This window comes from Hydrotalea sp. AMD (assembly GCF_004100315.1).
Lineage (GTDB): Bacteria > Bacteroidota > Bacteroidia > Chitinophagales > Chitinophagaceae > Hydrotalea > Hydrotalea flava.
Genome location: NZ_SCKY01000023.1, coordinates 1 through 21,130, shown reverse-complemented (window position 1 = coordinate 21,130; position 21,130 = coordinate 1). Strand labels below are relative to the sequence as shown.

Below are 21,130 nucleotides of genomic sequence, written 5' to 3'. Positions count from 1 at the left end.
AACAGGCGGTGCCACGAAGGTTAGCAGCCGGTATTATCAACTTTATTCAGCTATTAGAAGGGTAGCCCAATACCGAATTGTATGGCGTAATTATTGACGACTGCATTGCCTCTGTTTTCTGTCCAGGTTAGTTTATTGAGCTCTGCCCAACCATCATTGTATTGCCGGGCCGGGTCCTTTAATTTATAACCAAAATCGAGGCGCAATAAGAAGTAGGAGAAGTCGAAACGCAGGCCTGTACCCACGCCTATAGCCAAATCTTTCCCTAATCTTTGTAAGGCAAAAACTGAATTGGGATCGGAAGGGTTGGGGGTAAGGCTCCATACATTGCCCATATCGGTAAACAATGCGCTGGATAGTTTGAATGCACTAAATGTAAACAATGGAAAGCGGTATTCTATATTGGCTTCCAGCGCCATGTCGCCAAAGCGTTCTTTGTAGTTGGTATTTGAAATAGTATCTACTAATATGGAAGAACCCAAGCCCAATTCTCTTAAACTCCATGCCCGCATACTGTTGGGGCCTCCTAAGAAATATTGTTTATACACCGGAATATTCTGGCCTGCCTTCGGAAAGGCGGCGCCGATAAAAAAGCGGGTAGCCAGTTCTGTTTTGTGGTATTTTTTTAAATAACGGTATTCCCCTTCTGTTTTAATGTATTTGAATATTCGGTCGGTGTAAATATTCAGTAACGATGTTAATGTACCCGATTCTTCAATACCCAAACGGATAAAATGGCTTTTGGAAGGGTCTCTCGGACTGTTGAATGTTCGGATGGCTGATATGGCTGAGCCTGCTACATTGCCATCGCGAAATGAATTTCGAAGAAATGGATTGTTTTTGAAAAGGGTATCTAATCCGGGTAAGGTATCAATTTTATATAACTCCACATTCAATGGCTTGAATGAAACGCTGGTGACGGCATTGGATTTACGTGCATTTTTTGAGAACTCATACCCCCAACTGGTGGTAAGAGAGCGTAACTGGTAATAATCTCTCCGGTCGGTATAAGAGCCTGCAACGGAAAGTAAGGTTCGTTTATTATCGGCCGATCTGAAAAATTTTGAATCAATAACCCTTGGGATAATGAGTTTTGGAAAGTTATAGGTATGACTTAAACTGACCTGAAAGGTTTGTAACAAAGGCGTACCCGTTACCCCCGGGTTTTGTGCCTGGCCAATATTCAATTCTGTACCCAGGCGCAAACTGGTGAGAGACTGTATGGCCCGCTTCCATAAATTTCTGTTGGTGTAAGTAAAATTAGTGGCAATACCAAACAGGTTGCCAATGGTAATATCGCCGGTATTGCGGCTGCCTTCTAAATTTACACTATAGCTTTGTTTCAGGGCAGGGGTTAAAAAAAAATACAGGTCTAATGAATCTGTTCCATAAGGTACTACCTTACCATCAACCTGTTGCCAGGCGGGTAAATGGCCCAAATCGTTGATGGATTTGTAATATTTTGATTCACTATAGGGTTGATTGTATTTTAAGTAAGTATGTTCAATTAAGGGTTTGTAAATAAATTTACCATCCTGATACACCATGGTTAAGTGTTTGTAATTGAATTGCTTTAAATTCTTTTGCAATAAAACACTATCTGGCTGGTCAGTAATTTTTAGTTCAGGGTAATAGTAAATATGATGAATGTAATATTGGGTAAGTTTACTGCTGTCCTTAAACTGGTGCTGTTTAATTTCAACATTCCATTTCGGATTTTCGTAACGGGCTTTATTGGCTTCTTCAATGAGTTTGGCTTGTGTTAATGGATCGAAGGCCAATTGCAGTAATTGAGTATTGGTGGTATCAATTTCAGCATAAAAATCGTCTTTTGAAATTTTATAATACCCGCTATCTCTGAATAAAAGCGCCAGCCTGTCTAATTCGTTACTAATTACCTGTTTGGTATAAGGCGTACCTTTTTTTAATAAGGTTTTTCCGCTGGCAGCCAATGCCATTTTTTGTAAACTGGAATCAACAGGGTGAATGGCTGTATCCAGCAAATGATAGCGCACAGAATCGATGGTAATATTTTTACCCAGATTAATTTTCATGATAATGGTAGCACGTATCTGGTTTTTTACTGTATCGAACCTGGGTACTGAATCAGCAAATTGTGCATAATAAAACCCCTGCGAGTTGAGATAGGCATTCATATACCGAATGGTACGCGAAATGTTGGTGGAATCAAATACAGGTGGATTTTTCAATACTTTGCTAATAATGGGTTGTTTGAAGGAAAGCTTAATTTCGCTGATGTAACGGGCCTGTAAACTATCATCCCAATAATTGCTTAATTCATTTTTTAAGCGTTTTTTCTCATCTTTGGACACCTTTCCGTATAGTTCTATTCTGTTTTCAAAAACAAAAGGTTTATTGATCGGGTAATTTTTTACAATAGAACAGGCGGCTAAATATAGAAGTAGCAGGATTAGGGTGGTATATCGTAATAATTGCTGTAGCTTAAAATTCATATCAATGCTTAGTCGGAATGAGGTCAAATATATTCAATCTTTGTGCCACAAAAAACAAAGAACAGAAGAAGGTGTATTTATAGCTGAAGGAACCAAAATAGCTGCTGAAATACTGGCATCCGATTATCCCATTAAAAAAATTTATGCAACGGAACACTGGGTGGCACATCAGAGGGATGTGCAAGTGCCTGTAACCATTGTATCGGAGGCCGAATTGGATAGAATCAGCAATCTGCAAACACCTAACGAAGTGGTATTGGTGGTGCAACAACGTGCTGAAACGCCGGTAACTGCTACACCACAGGGGTTGGTACTTGTGTTAGACGGCATTCAGGATCCGGGGAATCTGGGTACCATGATTCGAATAGCAGACTGGTTTGGTGTTGCGCATATTGTTTGCAGCACCGATACGGTGGAGTGGTACAATCCCAAAGTAATTCAAAGCACCATGGGTAGTTTTTTAAGGGTAAACCATTGGTATACACATTTGCCATCCTGGCTTGAAAAACTGCAGGTGCCCGTTATTGGCGCTGTATTGAATGGAGTTCCGGTACAACAAATGCCCTTTTTACCCAATGCAGTATTGCTCATTGGAAGTGAGGGAAGTGGTATTCGGCAAGCGGTATTATCTGCCATTACACACCCCGTTACTATTCCCGGCAAAGGGCAGGCCGAGTCGTTAAATGCAGCAGTAGCTGCGGGTATTTTACTATCGCATCTTACCGGAAAGTAATGGCTTTTACCGGTTGAATTTTTTTAACCAGTGCAGTAGGCACCATTAATGCCAACAAACAAACCAAAGCAGTAGCTACACAAACTAATACAACCTGCCATCCAATAATATGAACAGGCGCCACTGATACATAATAATTGCTTTCATCTAAGTGAATAAATCCGGCAAATTGTTGCAGCAAACATATACCCAGCCCTGCAATTAAGCCAATGCCAATACCAAAACCTGCAATAAACCAGGCATAGAGCAGAAATATTTTTTGTATCAGCCAATCGTTGGCGCCAATGGCTTTCAGAATGCCAATCATTCTTGTGCGTTCTAATACCAGAATGAGCAGGCAGGTAACCAAATTAATAATGGCTACAATTGACATTACGATAAAAATTACATTGCGGTTTACATCTTGTATATTCAACCAGTCGAAGATATTCGGGTATACATCCTGAATGGTTTTGCTGCTCCAGACATTGGGAAGCTGATTCAGTAATGCCTGGTTCACACTATTCATGTCCTTGTAATTATTTAAAAAAACCTCGTAACCTCCAATAGCATTGGCAGGCCAGTTATTAATGCGGCGAATGAGGCGTATATCACCAATTGCAAACAGTTTATCATATTCTTCAATACCTGTTTTATACAGGCCAACAACTTTCAGTTTACGGTAGGTATTGCCACTGCCATCAGTTGAAATAAAGAAAATACGCAGGGTATCGCCTAATTGAATATTGAGTTTATTGGCAATATTTGTTGAGATGATGATTTCTTTGGAATAGCTGCTGTCATTAAACTGCAGCCATCTTCCTTTTTGTAAAAACGGTTTTAGCCGGGAACTGTCATCTCCTGCATTAATACCTTTGAATAAAGTGCCTTCAATTTCCCGGTGATAAGCCAATACGGCACTTTTGGTAGCATATACCTGAACCTGCTGAATACCTTGTTGGTGGTGCAGAATATATTCTACAGTATCATTGCGCTCAATGGGCGTTTCTTCTGCTACCAGGGCTTTATCTACTTCAAAATGTTGTACGCGTATATGTCCCCAGAAACTGAACACCTTTTCAGAAATGGTTTCCTGAAATCCATTTACAAAGGCTAAGGTAACAATCATCGACATAACGCTTACCGCAGTAGCCACTATGGCCAAACGAATAATAAATCGCGAAAATGTTTTTTCGTGGTTAAAAGTTATTTTTCTGGCAATATAAAAAGCAACATCCAAGGCAACGGTTTTAAAATGTTTCAAAACTACGTGCTGCGGGGCAATCAGCAAAACCAATTAAATTATGGCAATAATCAGCAGTATTGTATTTTTATTAAAAGTTTGAAACATGAAATGGCTACAGCTATTGGTGGTAATGTTGTTATGCACTTCGTTGCAGGCGCAAATCTATGTTGATTCGGTGTATATGCCATCCATTGGCAATGTATCTTTCTTCAAACAAAACAATCAGCAAAGCATGCCCGTTATTCACCTCAATTCCGGTGAATTATTGGAATTGTATTTTGACGATTTGGTAGCTTATCCCAAAAATTTTTATTACACTTTTGTGTTGTGTAATGCCGACTGGACACCGGCTGATGTAAGTATATTTGATTATCTGAAAGGATTTCAGCAACAGGCTATTAACCAATACCGCATTTCCTCCATTACGCCACAGCAATACGTTTCTTATCAGTTGGTATTACCCGATGCCAATGCCATGCCGGCTGTAAGCGGTAATTATATTTTAAAAGTGTTTTTAGATGGCGATACTTCTAAATTGGCATTTACCCGCCGTTTTTTTGTAGTACATAACCGGGTTGATATTTTGGCCAATATTGCTCAGCCTTTTACCAGTCAGTTATTTTTAACACATCAAAAAGTACAGTTAAGCATCAATACCCGCGAATTAAATATTTTAAATCCGCAACAGCAATTAAAAGTGCTAATTATGCAAAACTATCGCTGGGATAATGCTATTAAAGGAATACAGCCTATTTTTATTAATAACAATATTTATCAATACAATGCCGAGCAGGATTGTATTTTTCCCGGCGGGAAAGAATATCGTTGGGCTAATTTAGAAAGCTTTCGCTATCAGAGTGAACGGGTAGCGGCTGTTGATAAGGGTACTTTTCCCTATCAGGTGTATTTGAAAAACGATTACGATTTATCGGGTCAGCCTTATTTATTGATGAACGATATGAATGGCTGGTATATGATCAGCACCACTGAAATGGTGAATCCCTGGTGGCAAACCGATTATGCTTATGTGCATTTTAGTTTTGTTCCGCCGGGCAATCATCCTTTTACCGGACAAAACGTATACATTCTGGGTGCACTAACGGGTAATCGCTTAACCCGTAATGCCCAAATGCAATTCAATGCCGATAAGGGTATTTATGAAAAAACGCTTTTTTTAAAACAAGGGTATTACAATTATACCTATGTTACCCAACCTACCGATGATCCTAATGCCCCCGGGTCATTAAAATTAACCGATGGCAATAGTTGGGAAACGGAAAACGATTATACCATTTTTGTGTATTACCGTTCTTTAAATGACCGATATGATGAATTAGTAGGTGTTACCACCATAAATTCCAGATTTAACCGACAGTAAGGCAATCCGATCCTCTCTCGGTCGGTATTATTCAATAACAACGGGCATGGTTTTGCTATTGGGGGTATTTCCCAGGCAATTGCCGGTGTACAGGGTTAATTGGTAATTGCCTTTAGCCAAAGCCGGTATGGCAATATACATGGTATCCTGCATAGAAGCTTGCGGAGCTATACATTGTTGGGGCAGTGGATTGTTATTAGGGAGTAATATATACTGTTGTGCTTTCACCAGTACAATACCAGATACGGTACTAAAATCGCTGCTTTGTAAACAATATGGCTGTAGCCCATTGTTTTGTAATAGAAAAGGGATGCGCAAAGTATCGCCCTGATGAATAGGGGTATGGGGTAGGGTATAGTTGAAGTGAAGGGCTTGTGTAATATACAGGGAGTCGGTACCAAACCCATACCATATGCTGCCATTGGCATAATAAGTGCTTGCTTTCCCTTGATAATTACCTACACAAAAAGCCGGTTTACCCAACCAGTTGTATTGAAAATTCCAGATGTCAAACTGCGATTTCCGATTTTGTAAAGTGGGAAATGAAATAGCAGTATCTCCGGTAAAGTAGGTATATAATGCAGGTTCAATATGATTGTTGGCAAAAATAACCGGCCGATGCGCAGCCGCCCTTGCAATAGATTGGTAGTAAGCCGGTTTTGCTGAAAAGCCCAATTGTTCCGGTACCCAACCGGCAATTAAAGCCACACGCAGCATCAAAATTAAAACGGCAGAAAAAGCCAGCAGTTTTCGAATATTTTTAAAAAAGGCAGTATGCTCATGCAGGTGCTCATTTATTGCAATAAGCATAGGTACAGCGGTTACAATGGTCCAGTGCGGTTCTGCATGCCCCCGAAAAGTACTTATCCAAAAAACAATAAAAATACCTGCTATATTATAATACAATGCCCGTTGATAATAGTCTTGGTAGCGATACTTCACCAAAATATATGCGGCAGCTATCCATATAAAGGGATTAAAGGCCAGCATTTGGTTGGGAACATATTCTAAAAAATACGCCCATTTAAATGGTTCTGCCCGGTCTACTGCATGAAATTGTAAGGAAGGGAACCGATGGCTAAATTGCCAATAGACATGTGGTAAAAAAAGTATCAAACTACTGAGTGCTATTATGTAAAAGGCCGGTTTTTTGAACAGTGCTTTATTAGATGCAACGGTAAAAAATACCACCAATATGCCTTGGTATTTGCTGTATAACAAACCTGTTACACTTACAATCATGATAAGTATAGTAGCGGTATCTGTTTTTTGCAGAAATTGCTGATAGGCAAAGAAAAATAAAGCCGTAAAAAATAGTAATGGCGCATCGGGTGTAGTAATAAAGCCATACACGGAAAACATCACCATTACAAAGGCTGATAAAAAAAAGAATATAATTTGTTGTTGTGATACAGGTGATTTAAACCGTAGTTGATGCCAAATGAGCCCCAGTGTAAGTGGTTGAAGTACCACAGTAACAAAACGAACTTTTAAAATATCATGAAAAAACCAAGAACCTATTCTAATTATCCAGGCTACAAAAGGGGGATGGTCAAAATACCCCCAACTTAAGTGTAAACTGTACAAATAGTAGTACGTTTCATCTTCCTGAATATTGGTAAACCGGGCTTGTACCAGGTTCATTACCAACCAAATAACCAATAGCCCATAAACTTGTTTCTTCTCCATTACACACAATAAAAAACTGGTCAAAAAAAATAGTTTTTTTATCGGGTAATGGTGAATGCAGGTGTTGTTGCGTTGTTGTATACCATTGGTAAATAGGGTAAATAACAACAGGTGCAAAATTACTATTTTTATTAGATGGTATCCAGTTTTTTTCTACCTATATCCATTGCAAAAAGAAAGCATACATTCTGCTTAGGTAGCTAACCGGTTGGTGGGCTGTTAACAGCAGTTCTTAAAAATGAAGTTTAAAAATTTAATTAGTTGCCTTACATTTGCAGCCGGCAGGTCTTACACGACCAGCTCCTGCTGAACCTCCCCAGGGCAGGAATGCAGCAAGGATAAGCGGTTGTAGCGGTGCGATGTGAGTAGCCTGCCTTTTTATTATGCTCAATGCTTTCGTAAAAGCAATTATTCTTCCGTCTATTGTTCACGTTTTAAATATAATTCATCATGAAATTTTTTATTGATACCGCTAATCTTGCTCAAATTAAAGAAGCAAACGATTTAGGTATTTTAGATGGTGTTACCACCAATCCCTCTTTAATGGCAAAAGAAGGTGTAAAAGGCAACGATGCTATAATTAACCATTACAAAACCATTTGTGAAATGGTAGATGGCGATATTAGTGCAGAAGTTTTCTCAACTGATTTTGATGGTATTATTGCTGAAGGTAAAAAATTAGCAGCCATCCACCCCAATATTGTAGTAAAAGTTCCCATGATTAAAGATGGCGTAAAAGCCATTAAATGGTTTACCGATAATGGTATTAAAACCAACTGTACTTTGGTATTTTCTGCTGGTCAGGCTATTTTAGCGGCTAAAGCAGGCGCCAAATATGTATCACCCTTTATTGGGCGTATTGACGATACCAATTGGGATGGGGTAGAACTGATTGCACAAATTGCGCATATCTATTCCTTACAGGGTTTTGAAACAGAAATATTGGCAGCCTCCATCCGTAGCTCATTGCATATTGTAAAATGTGCCGAAGCCGGTGCCGATGTTTGCACTTGTCCATTAGATTCTATCCTCGGTTTATTGAAACACCCTTTAACCGATATAGGATTGGCTAAGTTTTTAGAAGATGCCAAAAAAATGTAAATACAATCACATTCATTCTTTTAAAAAAATCTACATATAAACTGTGTAGATTTTTTTTAACATTTAAAACAGAGATGACATGACAGGTTGGATGTTATTGGTGGTTTCAATTGCATTGGTGGCTATTCTTATATTTTGGCCCAAACAAAAAAAATCAAAACCGATGCCGGTATCCTGGCAACAATTGCTATTGCAACACCTTCATTTTTACCGGCATTTGAGTGAGGCAGAACAAAAATTATTTGAGAAAAGGGTAATGGATTTTTTGCAATATGTACAGATACATCCTGTAAAAACTACGCTCACCGATTTGGATAAAATACTTATTGCCAGCAGCGCCATTATACCCATCTGGGGCTTCCCCAACTGGCACTATTATAACTTAAAACACATTTTATTGTATCCCAATGCTTTTGAAGAAAAAACCTTTCAGATAGAAGGTATGAACCGAGATGTATTGGGAATGGTAGGTACAGGCACCTTAAACCAAATGATGATTTTATCGCAAAAAGCGCTTAGAGAAGGTTTTATGAATGAACACTCGAAAAGTAATACCGCCATTCATGAATTTGTACATTTATTAGACAAAGCCGATGGTGCTACCGATGGTATTCCTGAAAATTTATTGGAAAAACCCTATATATTACCCTGGGTGCAGTTAATGCACCAAACCATTCAGGAAATGCAGGCCGGACAGAGCGATATCAATATTTATGGTACCACTAATCCCGCCGAATTTTTAGCGGTGGTGAGTGAATATTTTTTTTCTCAGCCGCATTTGTTACAACAGCATCATCCGCAATTGTATGCATTGTTAGAAAAAACATTTCGTCAAAATCCTGCTCAACTACTTCAAACATCTGATCAATGATGCTCAATATAGCTCAGCATTACTTTGCATCCCTTTTGGTTACTTTCAAAAGCTTTTTCAATAATAGCAATTACAGCTGTGCTTTCATCAATGGTAACGGGCAGGGGTTGCTGATTCACTAATGCCTGATACAACGCCTCAAAATAACCCATATAATCACCTTTTTCGGTAGGTACATTTTCCCGTATTATTTTTCCGTCTATTGCTGTATGCAATAAACCCTGTTCAGCTTCGGGTTCAATACCCCAATTGGGCGTGGTTGGTTTTTTGCCTTCTATTAAATGATTTTCCTGCACATCTGCCTTCGATTTTAAAAAACTACCGGCTGTTCCAAATACAATGTAACCCGGTAGGGGTTCCCGCACAAAATAGCCGCTTTTTAAACGTACCCTGCAATTTTTGTAATACAATAGCAATTCAAAATAATCATCAATCATAGAGCCTGGCCGGGTAACAGTAATATCTGCAAACAAAGCCTCGGGTTTACCAAATAATTGCAAAGCCTGGTCAATTAAATGCGAACCTAAATCATACAAAACACCGGTGCCTGGCTTGCCGGTTTCCTTATGTGCTTTTGAACTTAAGTGAGGTGCATATCGGTCAAACCGAAATTCAGCTTCCACTATTGTACCCAATACCCCAGAATCAATGATGCGTTTGGTAGTTAAATAATCGCTGTTGTAGCGACGGTTTTGGTACGGACAAATTATTTTACTCTGTTGCAAAGCCAATGATTTTAGGGCATTGGCTTCTTCAGTAGTTACAGTAATGGGTTTTTCTAATACTACATTTTTTCCTGCCAATAAAGCCTGCCGGGTATATTCATAGTGCGTATCATTGGGTGTATTCACTATTACCAAGTCAATATCATCTGCCAGCAGTTCTTCTAATGTATTGTAACTTTTGGCATAGGGATAAATTTGTTGAATTTGCTTTTTAGTTCTTTCCCAGGCACCCACTAAAATATAACCTGGATGCGCATCAATAAAGGGTGCATGAAATACTTTTCCACTCATGCCAAAAGAAAGCAGCGCAGTTTTAATCGGTGCATTCATCAGTTCAATGATTTAATATTTTAATTAATGTGCATATTTAATCAACTGCCCGAAGCTACAATTTTTTTTAGTGGTTTGCAGGATGATTTTTTCAACTCGTTATAAATAACTATTATATATGCATGCAGGGTGTTTGATTACATTTGTTTTTAAAAAATTGTAATGTATTAAACAAAAATTAAAATATTTTTTACAACGAAATGGAGGTTTTATTTGTTGATGCTTTTTTTATTTAAAATAGATCGTATGATGTATCGATTGGATGGCATGGGTGAATTTGTTAAAAGTGGCCATGAAATCAATAGCTTGTATGCATTACAAGTGGTAGTACAATGGATGCAGCAATGTTAAAAAGAGAAAAGTGCTGCATGAATGCAATATCATTATAGGCGAAGGTTTAAACGGATTGGTAGCTGCTTGGCGTTTACAACAATTAGGGGCAGATGTGCTGGTTGCTGGTGGTAGAAGCACAGCCCAATTTGGGAGGCAGAATCCAGACACATTTGGGTACAAAAGATACGCCCATGGAAATGGGTGCTACCTGGTTTGGACCGCAACATCAATATCTGCAACAATTGATGCAGGAATTGAAAATTGACCGTTTTCATCAATGGCAGGGTGGTTATGCCATGATAGAGGCACAGGGCGAGATAGGGCTATATGCCCTGCCACAACAGGCCGATCCGTATTTTCGCATTGCAGGCGGCAGCAGCGCGTTAATCCGTACACTGGCGGATGCTATTGGCAGTCATCATATACACACGGCAACCACCATACAAAGTATTACAGATAAAGGTGATGGTTTGGAATTAACTGCTACCAATGGAACACTAAACCAGACTGCCGGTATTATTTTGGCCATTCAGCCGCAATTAGCTGCGCAAACCATGGTATTTGAGCTGCAATTACTTGCCGGATTATTGCAGGTGATACACCATACCCAAACCTGGCTATTAATTTTGCCGTTGAATATGAACAACCTTTTTGGAAGCAAAACAAACCTGTCAGTACCCTATTTAGCGACAAAGGTACTGCCACCGAAATCTATGATCATACCGATGCAACCCAACAACTTTTGCACTGAAAAGGTTTTTTATTGCCCATGTTGCGCTCACAATCATTTGAAACCAGAAAAGCAATGGTAACCCGGCAATTGGTGCAATATTTTGGCGAACAGGCGGCCCATTATCTGCAGTATTGGGATGCCGTTTGGTTGAATGAAACGATTGGTATGGATGAAAAACAATTGACACTATCACCGCATCAAAATAACGGAGATGCATTGTTTACAAAAGGTTATCTGGGCAACAAACTTTGGTGGGCAGGTACTGAAACAGCACAAAACTATGGCGGTTATATGGATGATGCCGAAGAGAGTGGCTTATGTGCAGCCAATGTAGCAAATCGGATAGGAGCTATCAATAAAACATCTTAACGGTATTTTAAGCAGTTAACCAGCCATTCATCACCTCATGCAGTCAGTTTTTAAATGGTTCATTTATCTTCGTATTATTATAGAGCACATCAGCTTATCAATTGTATTGTATCTGTTACATTAAACATATTTGTAAAATTTTTTATAGAAAAAAAATATGCGAAAATTAGTATTCTTTTTTTGTTGGGCTGCAGGCCTGTTATGCAGTAAAACTGTGTTGGCACAAAATCCGCCCATTGCAAACAGTGCAACTATTTTTTTGCAGATGAAAAAATTAAATGTGCTGGGTAGTGTATTATATGTGGCTGCACATCCTGATGATGAAAACAATACCCTGTTGCCTTATCTGGCAAAAGGAGCTTTGTATAAAACAGCTTACCTGAGTTTAACCAGAGGAGATGGCGGTCAAAATTTAATTGGAGATGAACAGGGTTTTGAATTGGGACTGATTAGAACGGAAGAATTGCTGGCTGCCAGGAGAATAGATGGAAGTGGCCAGTATTTTAGCCGGGCATTTGAATTTGGATTTAGCAAAAGTGCCACAGAGGCATTGCATATTTGGGATAAAGAAAAAGTATTGGCCGATATTGTTTGGGTAATTCGCAAATACCAGCCCGATGTAATCATTACCCGTTTTCCACGTGATAAAAGAGCAGGACATGGCCATCACTGGGCTTCTGCTATTTTGGCCAATGAAGCATATACTGCCGCCGCCGATTCTACTAAATTTCCTGAACAATTTAAATATGGCGTAAAGCCTTGGCAAGCCAAACGTATTTTATGGAATACCTACAACTTTGGCAGCATTAATACCACCTCCAACGACCAGTTAAAAATTGAAGTAGGCGGCTATAATGCGTTGTTGGGCGAAAGTTATGGAGAAATTGGAGGCGAAGCCAGAAGCATGCACAAAAGCCAGGGTGAAGGCAGGCCCAGGAGGGAAGGTAGTATTACCGAATATTTTACCACTACCGGTGGTACCCCGCCCGATAGTACTTTGATGGATGGCATTAATATTACCTGGAGCCGCATCAAAGGCGGTGCCGCCATTATTCCGAAAGTAAATCAATTGATTCAACAATACAATATTCAACATCCTGAATATTCTTTACCTGCCCTGGTAGGGCTGTACCATTCCATTCAACAATTGCCCGAACAAAACAACTGGACCAAAGAGAAGCTGAAAGAAGTGATAAACCTGATTGTGGATTGCAGTGGATTGATGGCAGAAGCTACCAGTAGCAATGAATATGCAGTAGAAGGGCAGCACATGCAGTTACAGTTTTTTGTGAACAAACGATTACCAGCTGCTTTACAACTGAAAAAGTTAACCTTAATGAGCAGGCAACAGGTTTTGTTTGATACGGCTATTGCTCAATTGTTACCTGTAAATGATAATATTGCTTTTGAACGAAAATTTCTGGTAGCGTTGCATCAGCCGGTTTCACAACCTTATTGGTTGGTGCATCCCATGGAAAATGTGGGTATGTTTACTGTAACCGATCAAACCTTAATTGGCCGACCCGAAAGTCTGCCTGCTTATGCAGTTGCATTTACTTTTTCAATTGATGATGTTCAATTTACTATTCAAAAGGCCGTACAGTACAAATACTTAGACCCGGTAAAAGGAGAAGTATACCAGCCTTTTGTGGTTACATCGCCTGTTGCGGTAAGTTTACAACCAAATGTAGTATTGAGTGATGTGGAAAGACAGGGTAAGCCTGTTGATCAGCCTGCTTTAAACTTGCAGATACAAGCCAATTACGCTGCTCCAAATGTTCCGGTGCAATATCGATTGCAACAAGGCAATACCGTTATTTATACGAAAGATACTGTTCTAAATTTTGAAACCGGAAAAAATTACGCCTGGTCTGTACCGTTGGCCGGTACTTTTGATGCGCAAAAAATACCCGTTATTCACCCTTCTGTTACCATACCCATACAAGGTAAAAATGAAACTTATGATTTGAATGTGAAGAAGATTGCTTATAATCATATACCCACCATTCATTATTTTTATACGGATAGCGTAAATGTAATTACCAAACCGATAAAAGTAGTAGGTAAGCGGATTGCTTATATAGCCGGTGCCGGCGATAAAGTACCCGATGCCATTCAACAATTGGGTTATTCGGTGCAGTTGTTACAGGAGCAGGATATTACTGATGAAAAGTTACGTCAATTTGATGCCGTTGTAATCGGTATTCGTGCGTACAATATTCACGAATTTCTAACCACTAAGAATGATATTTTTAACAGGTACATTTACAATGGCGGTAACTTCATTATCCAATATTTTAAAAGTAATTTTATCAACAACAAACCGGTTCAGGCAGGTCCATATAAGTTCTTAGTCAATGGTAGTCCGCGTGTTACGGAAGAAAATACACCCGTACATTTTTTGCTGCCACAGCACTCCGTTTTAAATTATCCCAACAAGATTACTGAAAAGGATTTTGACGGATGGGTACAGGAACGCAGCACCTATCAGGCACAAACCAACGATACCCATTTTGAAGCCCCGCTGAGTATGCACGATACCGATGAACCTGCTTCCTCCGGCAGTTTAATCATTGCACCGTATGGAAAGGGAAATGTAGCGTATGTAAGTTTGGTATTGTTTCGGCAATTACCTGCCGGTGTGCCAGGTGCTTATAAATTATTGGCAAATTTAATTGCTTTACCTAAACACGAATAATGCAGATGCACCCCAGAAAAAAAATAGGTTTTTTTACGGTATTGATTATTGGTATTGCCTTAGGTTTTTTAATTAAAAATGTAAAAATCGGTTTGGTTATTGGGTTGGCTTTGGGTTTGTTTGCAGGCAGTTTGGTAAATGGGAAATAGCAGTGTATAAACAGCTTTAATAAAACTTTAGCAAAAATGCAGCAGTATTTCCGTTACAAGACTTGATGATATGAGAATAATTAGCTAAACTGCGAAAGGAATGATACTGAAGTGAATATGATGATTGCATTAAAGATTCAATTACTTTTTAAAGGCTGTTTAGTTTGTTATTACCGGTTCATTTATGAGGGTTCAGAAAAAAATTAATCAAATGCCACAAAACAATAAAATAATTGTTCTCTCCGGTTGGAATAAATGGTACCTGTTGGTAATTGTAGTGTTGATTGCAGAAATTATATTTTTTACCTGGTTTACACAATATTTTTCATGAACCAAATTGACTGGATTGTTCTTACGCTCATATTGGTAGGCATCATTGCTTATGGGCTATACAAGAGCCAAACAGAAAAGAACCTGGAAGGCTATTTTCTCTCCAATCGTTCCATGCCTTGGTATTTGGTATTGTTAAGTGTAATGGGTACGCAGGCCAGTGCCATCACTTTTTTATCGGCCCCAGGTCAGGCATTTACTGACGGTATGCGCTTTGTGCAGTATTATTTTGGTTTACCTATTGCCATGGTCATTATCTGCATCAGCTTTGTACCCTTGTTCAGCCGTTTAAAAGTTTTTACGGCGTATGAGTTTTTAGAGCATCGTTTCGATATTAAAACCCGCTCCATTACTTCTTTTTTATTCCTCTTATCACGTGGTCTTTCAACCGGTATCAGTATTTATGCACCCGCCATTATTCTGTCTTCATTGTTTGGCTGGAATATTTATATCACCAATATCATTATGGGCGGACTGTTGATTATTTACACCGTAAGTGGCGGGGCAAAAGCAGTAGCCTATACCCAGCAATTACAGCTCATTATCATATTTGCAGGAATGGCTATTGCTGCTTTTATGATTGTACATTTATTGCCCAACGGCTTTGGCTTTATGGATGCTTTAAAAATTAGCGGCAGTAATGGTAAATTAAATGTAATTACCACGGGGTTTACTAAAAATGGGTTCGACTGGAAAGACAAATATAATTTGCTGAGCGGTATTATTGGCGGTTTCTTCCTGGCGCTTTCCTATTTTGGTACCGACCAAAGTCAGGTAGGCCGTTATCTTACCGCCAAAAACGATAAAGAAAGCAAAATGGGTTTGTTGTTAAATGGATTGGTAAAAGTGCCTATGCAATTTGGTATTTTACTCATTGGCGCTTTATTGTTTACCTTTTATCAGTTTAGTGACCAGCCCATTTTTTTTAACAATGTGGTGCATGAACAGTTACTGAGCAGCAGCCAGAAACACAATGCCATATCGTTAGAACAACAATACAACCAGATAAATGCCGAAAAGCAGGTGGCTCTTAAAACATGGAATACTGAACCCAATAAGGCAAGAGCAAAATTGCAGGAACTGAATGTACATTCGCAACAACTCAAAACCAGTTATCAGGGTTTGTTTCAAAAAGCAGGTATTACCGGCGATACCAATGATACCAATTATATTTTTCTGCGCTTTGTTGTAGACTATTTACCGCATGGATTAGTAGGATTACTCATTGCCATTATTTTTTTAGCAGCCTGGGGGTCAACTGCAGCAGCACTGAATTCATTGGCTGCTACTTCAGTTATTGATTTTCATTTGCGTTTTCAAAAAAAGAAAGAAGATTTACCCGTTTCTTATGATGAAGCACTTAATAATTATAAAATCTCAAAATTTTATACCCTTGCATGGGGTATTTTCTGTGTAGTTGTAGCAGAGTTTGTGATTGGCATGGGCAGTCTTATTGAAGCAGTAAATGTTTTGGGATCACTTTTTTATGGAGTGATACTCGGTATATTTTTAGTAGCGTTTTATATGAAATCAGTAAAAGGGAATGCTGTTTTCTGGGCGGCCATTGTAAGTGAACTCGTTGTAATACTGGTGTTTATATTAAACAAATACAATATTATAGGGGTTAGTTTTTTATGGCTCAATGTAATTGGTACTTTACTCGTTGCCATCATCAGTCGGCTCATCCAAATTTTGCTTCCCAACAACTAATCCTTTCACAAAGGGCCATTCTTTATTACGTTTTGCTTTTAGCAGATAGGCAATAATACCCAATAGGGTTACCGTTATTCCGCCCAGCATCATGGTATAGCCGGTTGAAATAAAAATATAGAACCACATGGCTATAGCCAGCAATACCGGTATAGGGTACAAGGGCATGTGCCAGGCAAAGTACTTCCGGCCTTTTCTTTTCACCAATAAAATTAAGCCCAATGCTTGACCAATAAACTGAATTAAAATACGCATAGCCAGAATGGCATCAATTATATCACGTAATTTAAACAACAAACTAAACACAAAGGCAGTACCGCCTAATACCAATAATGATACATAAGGAAAATGTTTAGTAGGGTGTAGTTTGGCAAATGCCGAAAAGAAAGCCCCATCGGCAGCCGCGGCATAGGGTATACGGCTATAACCCAGTGTGGCAGAAAAAACCGAGGCAAAAGCCACCCACAAAATTAACAACGTAGCCACATTAGCGGCAGAAGGACCTGCTATCTGTTCAATAAAAGTACTTACCACAAACTGGCTGTGTTGAATGGTGTGCAGCGGTAACACACTGGCAATGCTTACATTCATTAGCAAATACAACACGGCAATACCCCCAATGGAAATAAACATGCTGCGGGGTATATTTTTTTTAGGGTGCATAATTTCGCCCCCCAAATGGCAAACGTTGTAATAACCTAAGTAACTGTATATGGTTTTTACACTCGCAAAGCCTAATGTGGCAGCAAATGCATGATTAATCGTCAATCCATCGTTGATGTGTAGTATGGGTTGCATAAAATGCCCATGCAACATACCTCCGCTAATAATCCAGCCCATGGTAAACAATACCCCCGTCCACAAAAACACACTGATTTTTCCAATGGCATCAATTTTCCTGTACAACAGAAACACAATAGCAATAACCACCGAACCGCTAATACATTTTGAAACCGGGGTACTATAGGGAACCAAAAAGGAAGCATATTGTGCAAAACCAATTGCCGCCGATGCTATTACCAATGGGGCTTGAATCATGGTTTGCCATACAAACAAAAAACTCATCAACTTCCCCCACCGGGGGCCATAACCTTCTTTTAAAAAATTATAGCTACCGCCTGCCAATGGAAATGTGGCACCTAACTGGCTCCATACATTGGCATCAATTACCGATAACAAGGCACCGGCAATCCAGGCATATAAATACCAGGGGCCGTTCATGCTTTCTGCTACCACACTCAACACCACAAAGGGGCCAATGCCCACCATATCTGTCATGTTAATAGCGGTAGCCTGTAATAAACTAATCTTTCTGTCTAGTTTTGGTTTGTTCATCTTCAATTTACAAAATAAGGCTTTTCTTTGTTGTAAACATACAGCAGTTATGGCCAATCATTTTCCAATGGTATACTGGGCTAACGGAGCCGTTATTTACGAAGTGAATATTCGACAATACACACCGGAAGGAACCTTTCAAGCATTTGCAAAACATTTACCCCGTTTAAAACAAATGGGAGTACGTATACTCTGGTTTATGCCCATTACACCCATTGGTAAGGTGCACAGATTAGGAACGCTGGGCAGTTATTATGCCTGCAGCAGTTATACGGATATAAATCCTGAATTTGGCACCCTTGATGATTTTAAAGCCTTGGTACAACAAGCACAGGCATTGGGTTTAAAAGTGATAATAGATTGGGTAGCCAACCATACCGGATGGGATCATCACTGGACAAAAGAGCACCCCGACTGGTATGTGAAAGATGCTTCAGGAAATTTTACCGAAAAAAATGGCTGGAAAGATGTGATTGATTTAGATTATACACAAAACGAAATGCGCAAAGCCATGATAGCCGCCATGCAGTTTTGGATGCACACTGCAAATATTGATGGGTTTCGATGTGATATGGCCCATTTAGTGCCTTTAGATTTTTGGATGGAAGCCCGGCAGCAATGCGATGCCGTTAAGCCTATGTTTTGGCTGGCCGAAACCGAAAATGTACAATACCACGATGCATTTGATGTAAGCTATGCCTGGCAATGGATGCACCAAACCGAAGCCTATGCCAAAGGTACAGCCGGCATCAATAATTTATACAATACCCTGCACGATTATTCACAATATCCCGCAGATAGTTATAAGTTGTTTTTTACATCCAATCATGATGAAAACAGCTGGAATGGAACGGAATACGAAAAATATGGCGGTGCCGCCCTGCCGTTGGCCGTACATAGTTTTTTGTGGAGGGGGCTCTCATTGATATACAGTGGCCAGGAAAGTCCGAATAAAAAGCGAATTTCATTTTTTGATAAAGATTTAATTGAATGGCAACAACCATTGGGTTTGGAAGATTTTTATACCCAATTATGCGGCTTGCGGCAAACCGATCTTATCATGAAAGGTGAAACCTTTATTTTGCCCGTAAGTGGCAATAACATTATGGCATTCATGCGCCATTGGCATAATGAAGCATTGCTGGTATTGTTAAACCTGAGTGGGGATGACAAACAAAAATTTTCGGTACAGCATGAATGGTTAAACGGTGCATTTACCAATCCCTTTTCCGGCCTGCAGTTCACCTTTTCAGGCAAAATAGATTTTGAATTACAGGGGTATGAATTCCTGGTTTACCACAAAACCCAATAATTTTATTTTACTGCATAAATGGCATCAATTAGCCATGCACCTACTTAGATACTGGTTCGATGCTATTTCTGTTTTTAACGCTGTTGAGTCGAATCAGTCTCGAATCAGTCTGCTATCAGATCAGAGGTAGCTCTGCTGACGATATGGCAGTATTTTAATATTTGGTAGTTTTAAATTGTATCATAATGAACTGATAGCATTAAACCTGCCTTAGAGAAAGCGGTTTTTAATTGGTTTAAAATTGGCCCCACCATTCAGTACAGTATAAAATGGAATGGAAGTGGCAGGTAATATTTTAAATATAAAATTTGGATGATGTTTTAAAAGTGCATATATTTATTTTTATAAATATTGGTATAATTGTACCATACATTACCCGGAGAGATAGGGAAGTAGTTCTGATTGTGGGTGAGGGAGGCGAAGCTGTAGGTATGTTAACCAGGCGTTGAAAAAAAACGAAAAGGGTAGGGTTGGCTTTACGAAAGCGTTTAAAAATGTATATGTATTTCGCAGAAGCATTATAGCACCCGAAAAATAAGTAGTATAATAACCTGTTGGATGAATTATATTTTGAGATGAAGCGTTAATGGATTTGTTGGGGCATTTTAACATAAAGACAACGGAACGGTATTTACACATAAGCAAACTACATTTGGTAAACATTAGTAGCCCATTGGATGATTTGATGAAGAAAGAAAGCATAGAATGGTAAAACCGCTGTGCGGGGGCGACAATTTGGTTTTGATAACAGTAAAGCATTGATTTTAAGCAATCTATAAGGAGTAATAGCGATAAACAATAAAAAGTTGTTTTACAAAAAGAGCCGAGTGGATTGTCCTAACGAAAATTGAAATTGTATAATGTTAAGTAGTTGGCTATCAAGGTGTGTTTTTTTAGGAAAGTAACGGATTATAACATAAATTTACGCGTTAGCGGCAAGCACTGCGGACAGCTTCCATTTCAGCATCAGACGCTTTTTTTATCCTTTCAATGTAAGAACGAATACCTTTTACATTATTTCTATTTCGGGGGTAATCGTAACTGTTTCTAAGTGCAGTGTCTAATTGGTGGTTGTAGCCTTCACGAATTGCCCAGCGATAAGAAACAAGCAGTTCATAAGTAAGTAAGTGCCTTTCTTCTTTTACCAAATCGGATTTTTCAAGAGCAACTTGCATATACCAGTCGCTTTCGTGTTTGTTGTAAACTTTTGGTTCAGGCTGTTTAAAAGTGATAGTTTCATTATTGGTAAATTGTACAACTCTTTCACGTTTATACACATCGTTTTCTTTGACTAAAATCATAGCCTTAGACGATGTGCCAGCCGCTAACATTGGGTTTGCTTCTATATCGGCAGACGAATTAACAATGGGCTGTGTGCTACTATCAGCAGCAGTTCCAGCAGACGAATTACTATTTTGCATTTGTTTTTATTTTAGCTTTTGAATAAATATTTAACTTTAGTTCCAAGCGGAAGTATTCCAAATTCCGCCACAGCAGCAAGCCCTGCTCGTTGCACGCAAGCTACAGACAACCCCACCATATGTTACAAAGACTAATCATTGAAAATTATCGTTCAATTCAATCTCTTGACTTGCCATTGGACGACATTAACGCTTTTATCGGGGCAAACAGTTC

Annotated in this window: 16 protein-coding genes and 1 other RNA gene; 11 read left to right on the top strand and 6 right to left on the bottom strand. The window is 39.1% G+C overall.

Going from position 1 to position 21,130, the window contains the following annotated elements:
* Positions 1–53: 53 nt before the first annotated feature.
* Entirely contained in the window at positions 54–2,474 is a 2,421-nt protein-coding gene (locus tag EO766_RS14730) for a BamA/TamA family outer membrane protein (protein WP_074420735.1), read from the bottom strand.
* A 4-nt stretch (positions 2,475–2,478) separates the two neighbouring features.
* Here EO766_RS14730 and EO766_RS14725 point away from each other — a divergent pair, with 4 nt between their 5' ends.
* On the top strand, positions 2,479–3,207 hold the full coding sequence (locus EO766_RS14725; protein ID WP_074420435.1) for a TrmH family RNA methyltransferase: 729 nt from the start codon (positions 2,479–2,481) through the stop codon (positions 3,205–3,207).
* Here EO766_RS14725 and EO766_RS14720 read toward each other — a convergent pair.
* On the bottom strand, positions 3,194–4,450 hold the full coding sequence (locus EO766_RS14720; RefSeq protein WP_287101457.1) for an ABC transporter permease: 1,257 nt from the start codon (positions 4,448–4,450) through the stop codon (positions 3,194–3,196). The genes EO766_RS14725 and EO766_RS14720 overlap by 14 nt on opposite strands.
* Positions 4,451–4,535: 85 nt before the next feature.
* Here EO766_RS14720 and EO766_RS14715 point away from each other — a divergent pair, with 85 nt between their 5' ends.
* Complete coding sequence (locus tag EO766_RS14715) at positions 4,536–5,810, top strand: type IX secretion system plug protein (RefSeq protein ID WP_074420434.1); 1,275 nt, start codon at positions 4,536–4,538, stop codon at positions 5,808–5,810.
* A 27-nt stretch (positions 5,811–5,837) separates the two neighbouring features.
* Here EO766_RS14715 and EO766_RS14710 read toward each other — a convergent pair whose 3' ends face one another.
* Positions 5,838–7,523: a glycosyltransferase family 39 protein gene (locus tag EO766_RS14710; RefSeq protein WP_143439523.1), complete on the bottom strand. Its 1,686-nt coding sequence runs from the start codon at positions 7,521–7,523 to the stop codon at positions 5,838–5,840.
* Between the two features lie 255 nt (positions 7,524–7,778).
* Between EO766_RS14710 and ffs the strand changes: the two genes are divergently transcribed.
* From ffs to EO766_RS14695, 3 genes are all read left to right on the top strand, one after another.
* Positions 7,779–7,878: signal recognition particle sRNA small type (gene ffs, locus EO766_RS14705), an RNA gene on the top strand.
* A 71-nt stretch (positions 7,879–7,949) separates the two neighbouring features.
* Complete coding sequence (gene fsa / locus EO766_RS14700) at positions 7,950–8,600, top strand: fructose-6-phosphate aldolase (protein WP_074420432.1); 651 nt, start codon at positions 7,950–7,952, stop codon at positions 8,598–8,600.
* A gap of 79 nt (positions 8,601–8,679) precedes the next feature.
* The gene (locus EO766_RS14695; protein ID WP_074420734.1) at positions 8,680–9,471 is read left to right on the top strand and encodes a M90 family metallopeptidase; all 792 of its coding nucleotides are present in this window, start codon (positions 8,680–8,682) and stop codon (positions 9,469–9,471) included.
* Here EO766_RS14695 and EO766_RS14690 read toward each other — a convergent pair.
* The gene (locus tag EO766_RS14690; protein ID WP_074420498.1) at positions 9,465–10,526 is read right to left on the bottom strand and encodes a Gfo/Idh/MocA family oxidoreductase; all 1,062 of its coding nucleotides are present in this window, start codon (positions 10,524–10,526) and stop codon (positions 9,465–9,467) included. The two genes, EO766_RS14695 and EO766_RS14690, sit on opposite strands and share 7 nt — an antisense overlap.
* A gap of 443 nt (positions 10,527–10,969) precedes the next feature.
* Between EO766_RS14690 and EO766_RS14685 the strand changes: the two genes are divergently transcribed.
* From EO766_RS14685 to EO766_RS14665, 5 genes are all read left to right on the top strand, one after another.
* The gene (locus EO766_RS14685; protein WP_074420497.1) at positions 10,970–11,671 is read left to right on the top strand and encodes an FAD-dependent oxidoreductase; all 702 of its coding nucleotides are present in this window, start codon (positions 10,970–10,972) and stop codon (positions 11,669–11,671) included.
* Positions 11,629–11,961, top strand: a complete 333-nt coding sequence (locus tag EO766_RS14680) for an FAD-dependent oxidoreductase (RefSeq protein WP_074420496.1) — start codon at positions 11,629–11,631, stop codon at positions 11,959–11,961. The genes EO766_RS14685 and EO766_RS14680 overlap by 43 nt, the downstream gene beginning before the upstream one ends.
* 157 nt (positions 11,962–12,118) lie before the next feature.
* Positions 12,119–14,659 carry a PIG-L family deacetylase gene (locus tag EO766_RS14675; protein ID WP_074420495.1) on the top strand — a complete coding sequence of 847 codons (2,541 nt, stop codon included), beginning with the start codon at positions 12,119–12,121 and terminating at the stop codon, positions 14,657–14,659.
* Positions 14,659–14,808 carry a hypothetical protein gene (locus EO766_RS14670; protein ID WP_179852374.1) on the top strand — a complete coding sequence of 50 codons (150 nt, stop codon included), beginning with the start codon at positions 14,659–14,661 and terminating at the stop codon, positions 14,806–14,808. Before EO766_RS14675 ends, EO766_RS14670 begins: the two co-directional genes overlap by 1 nt.
* A gap of 327 nt (positions 14,809–15,135) precedes the next feature.
* Positions 15,136–16,848, top strand: a complete 1,713-nt coding sequence (locus tag EO766_RS14665) for a sodium:solute symporter family protein (RefSeq protein ID WP_074420733.1) — start codon at positions 15,136–15,138, stop codon at positions 16,846–16,848.
* On the opposite strand, the gene EO766_RS14660 is transcribed toward EO766_RS14665, so the two are convergent.
* Entirely contained in the window at positions 16,795–18,183 is a 1,389-nt protein-coding gene (locus EO766_RS14660) for an APC family permease (RefSeq protein WP_074420732.1), read from the bottom strand. The genes EO766_RS14665 and EO766_RS14660 overlap by 54 nt on opposite strands.
* Positions 18,184–18,232: 49 nt before the next feature.
* On the opposite strand from EO766_RS14660, the gene EO766_RS14655 reads away from it, so the two are divergent.
* The gene (locus EO766_RS14655) at positions 18,233–19,495 is read left to right on the top strand and encodes an alpha-amylase family glycosyl hydrolase (protein ID WP_074420731.1); all 1,263 of its coding nucleotides are present in this window, start codon (positions 18,233–18,235) and stop codon (positions 19,493–19,495) included.
* A gap of 929 nt (positions 19,496–20,424) precedes the next feature.
* On the opposite strand, the gene EO766_RS14650 is transcribed toward EO766_RS14655, so the two are convergent.
* Positions 20,425–20,916 (bottom strand): hypothetical protein, encoded by a 492-nt coding sequence (locus EO766_RS14650; protein ID WP_143439521.1) that lies wholly within the window; start codon positions 20,914–20,916, stop codon positions 20,425–20,427.
* Between the last annotated feature and the right edge of the window lie 214 nt (positions 20,917–21,130).

Bases quoted from the DNA above. Each gene is read 5' to 3' on its own strand.
- EO766_RS14680 (WP_074420496.1), top strand. From the start codon at position 11,629: ATGTTGCGCTCACAATCATTTGAAACCAGAAAAGCAATGGTAACCCGG.
- EO766_RS14730 (WP_074420735.1), bottom strand. From the start codon at position 2,474: ATGAATTTTAAGCTACAGCAATTATTACGATATACCACCCTAATCCTG.
- EO766_RS14670 (WP_179852374.1), top strand. From the start codon at position 14,659: ATGCAGATGCACCCCAGAAAAAAAATAGGTTTTTTTACGGTATTGATT.
- EO766_RS14650 (WP_143439521.1), bottom strand. From the start codon at position 20,916: ATGCAAAATAGTAATTCGTCTGCTGGAACTGCTGCTGATAGTAGCACA.
- EO766_RS14715 (WP_074420434.1), top strand. From the start codon at position 4,536: ATGAAATGGCTACAGCTATTGGTGGTAATGTTGTTATGCACTTCGTTG.
- EO766_RS14695 (WP_074420734.1), top strand. From the start codon at position 8,680: ATGACAGGTTGGATGTTATTGGTGGTTTCAATTGCATTGGTGGCTATT.
- fsa (WP_074420432.1), top strand. From the start codon at position 7,950: ATGAAATTTTTTATTGATACCGCTAATCTTGCTCAAATTAAAGAAGCA.
- EO766_RS14690 (WP_074420498.1), bottom strand. From the start codon at position 10,526: ATGAATGCACCGATTAAAACTGCGCTGCTTTCTTTTGGCATGAGTGGA.
- EO766_RS14665 (WP_074420733.1), top strand. From the start codon at position 15,136: ATGAACCAAATTGACTGGATTGTTCTTACGCTCATATTGGTAGGCATC.
- EO766_RS14725 (WP_074420435.1), top strand. From the start codon at position 2,479: ATGCTTAGTCGGAATGAGGTCAAATATATTCAATCTTTGTGCCACAAA.
- EO766_RS14685 (WP_074420497.1), top strand. From the start codon at position 10,970: ATGTGCTGGTTGCTGGTGGTAGAAGCACAGCCCAATTTGGGAGGCAGA.
- EO766_RS14660 (WP_074420732.1), bottom strand. From the start codon at position 18,183: ATGAACAAACCAAAACTAGACAGAAAGATTAGTTTATTACAGGCTACC.
- EO766_RS14655 (WP_074420731.1), top strand. From the start codon at position 18,233: ATGGCCAATCATTTTCCAATGGTATACTGGGCTAACGGAGCCGTTATT.
- EO766_RS14675 (WP_074420495.1), top strand. From the start codon at position 12,119: ATGCGAAAATTAGTATTCTTTTTTTGTTGGGCTGCAGGCCTGTTATGC.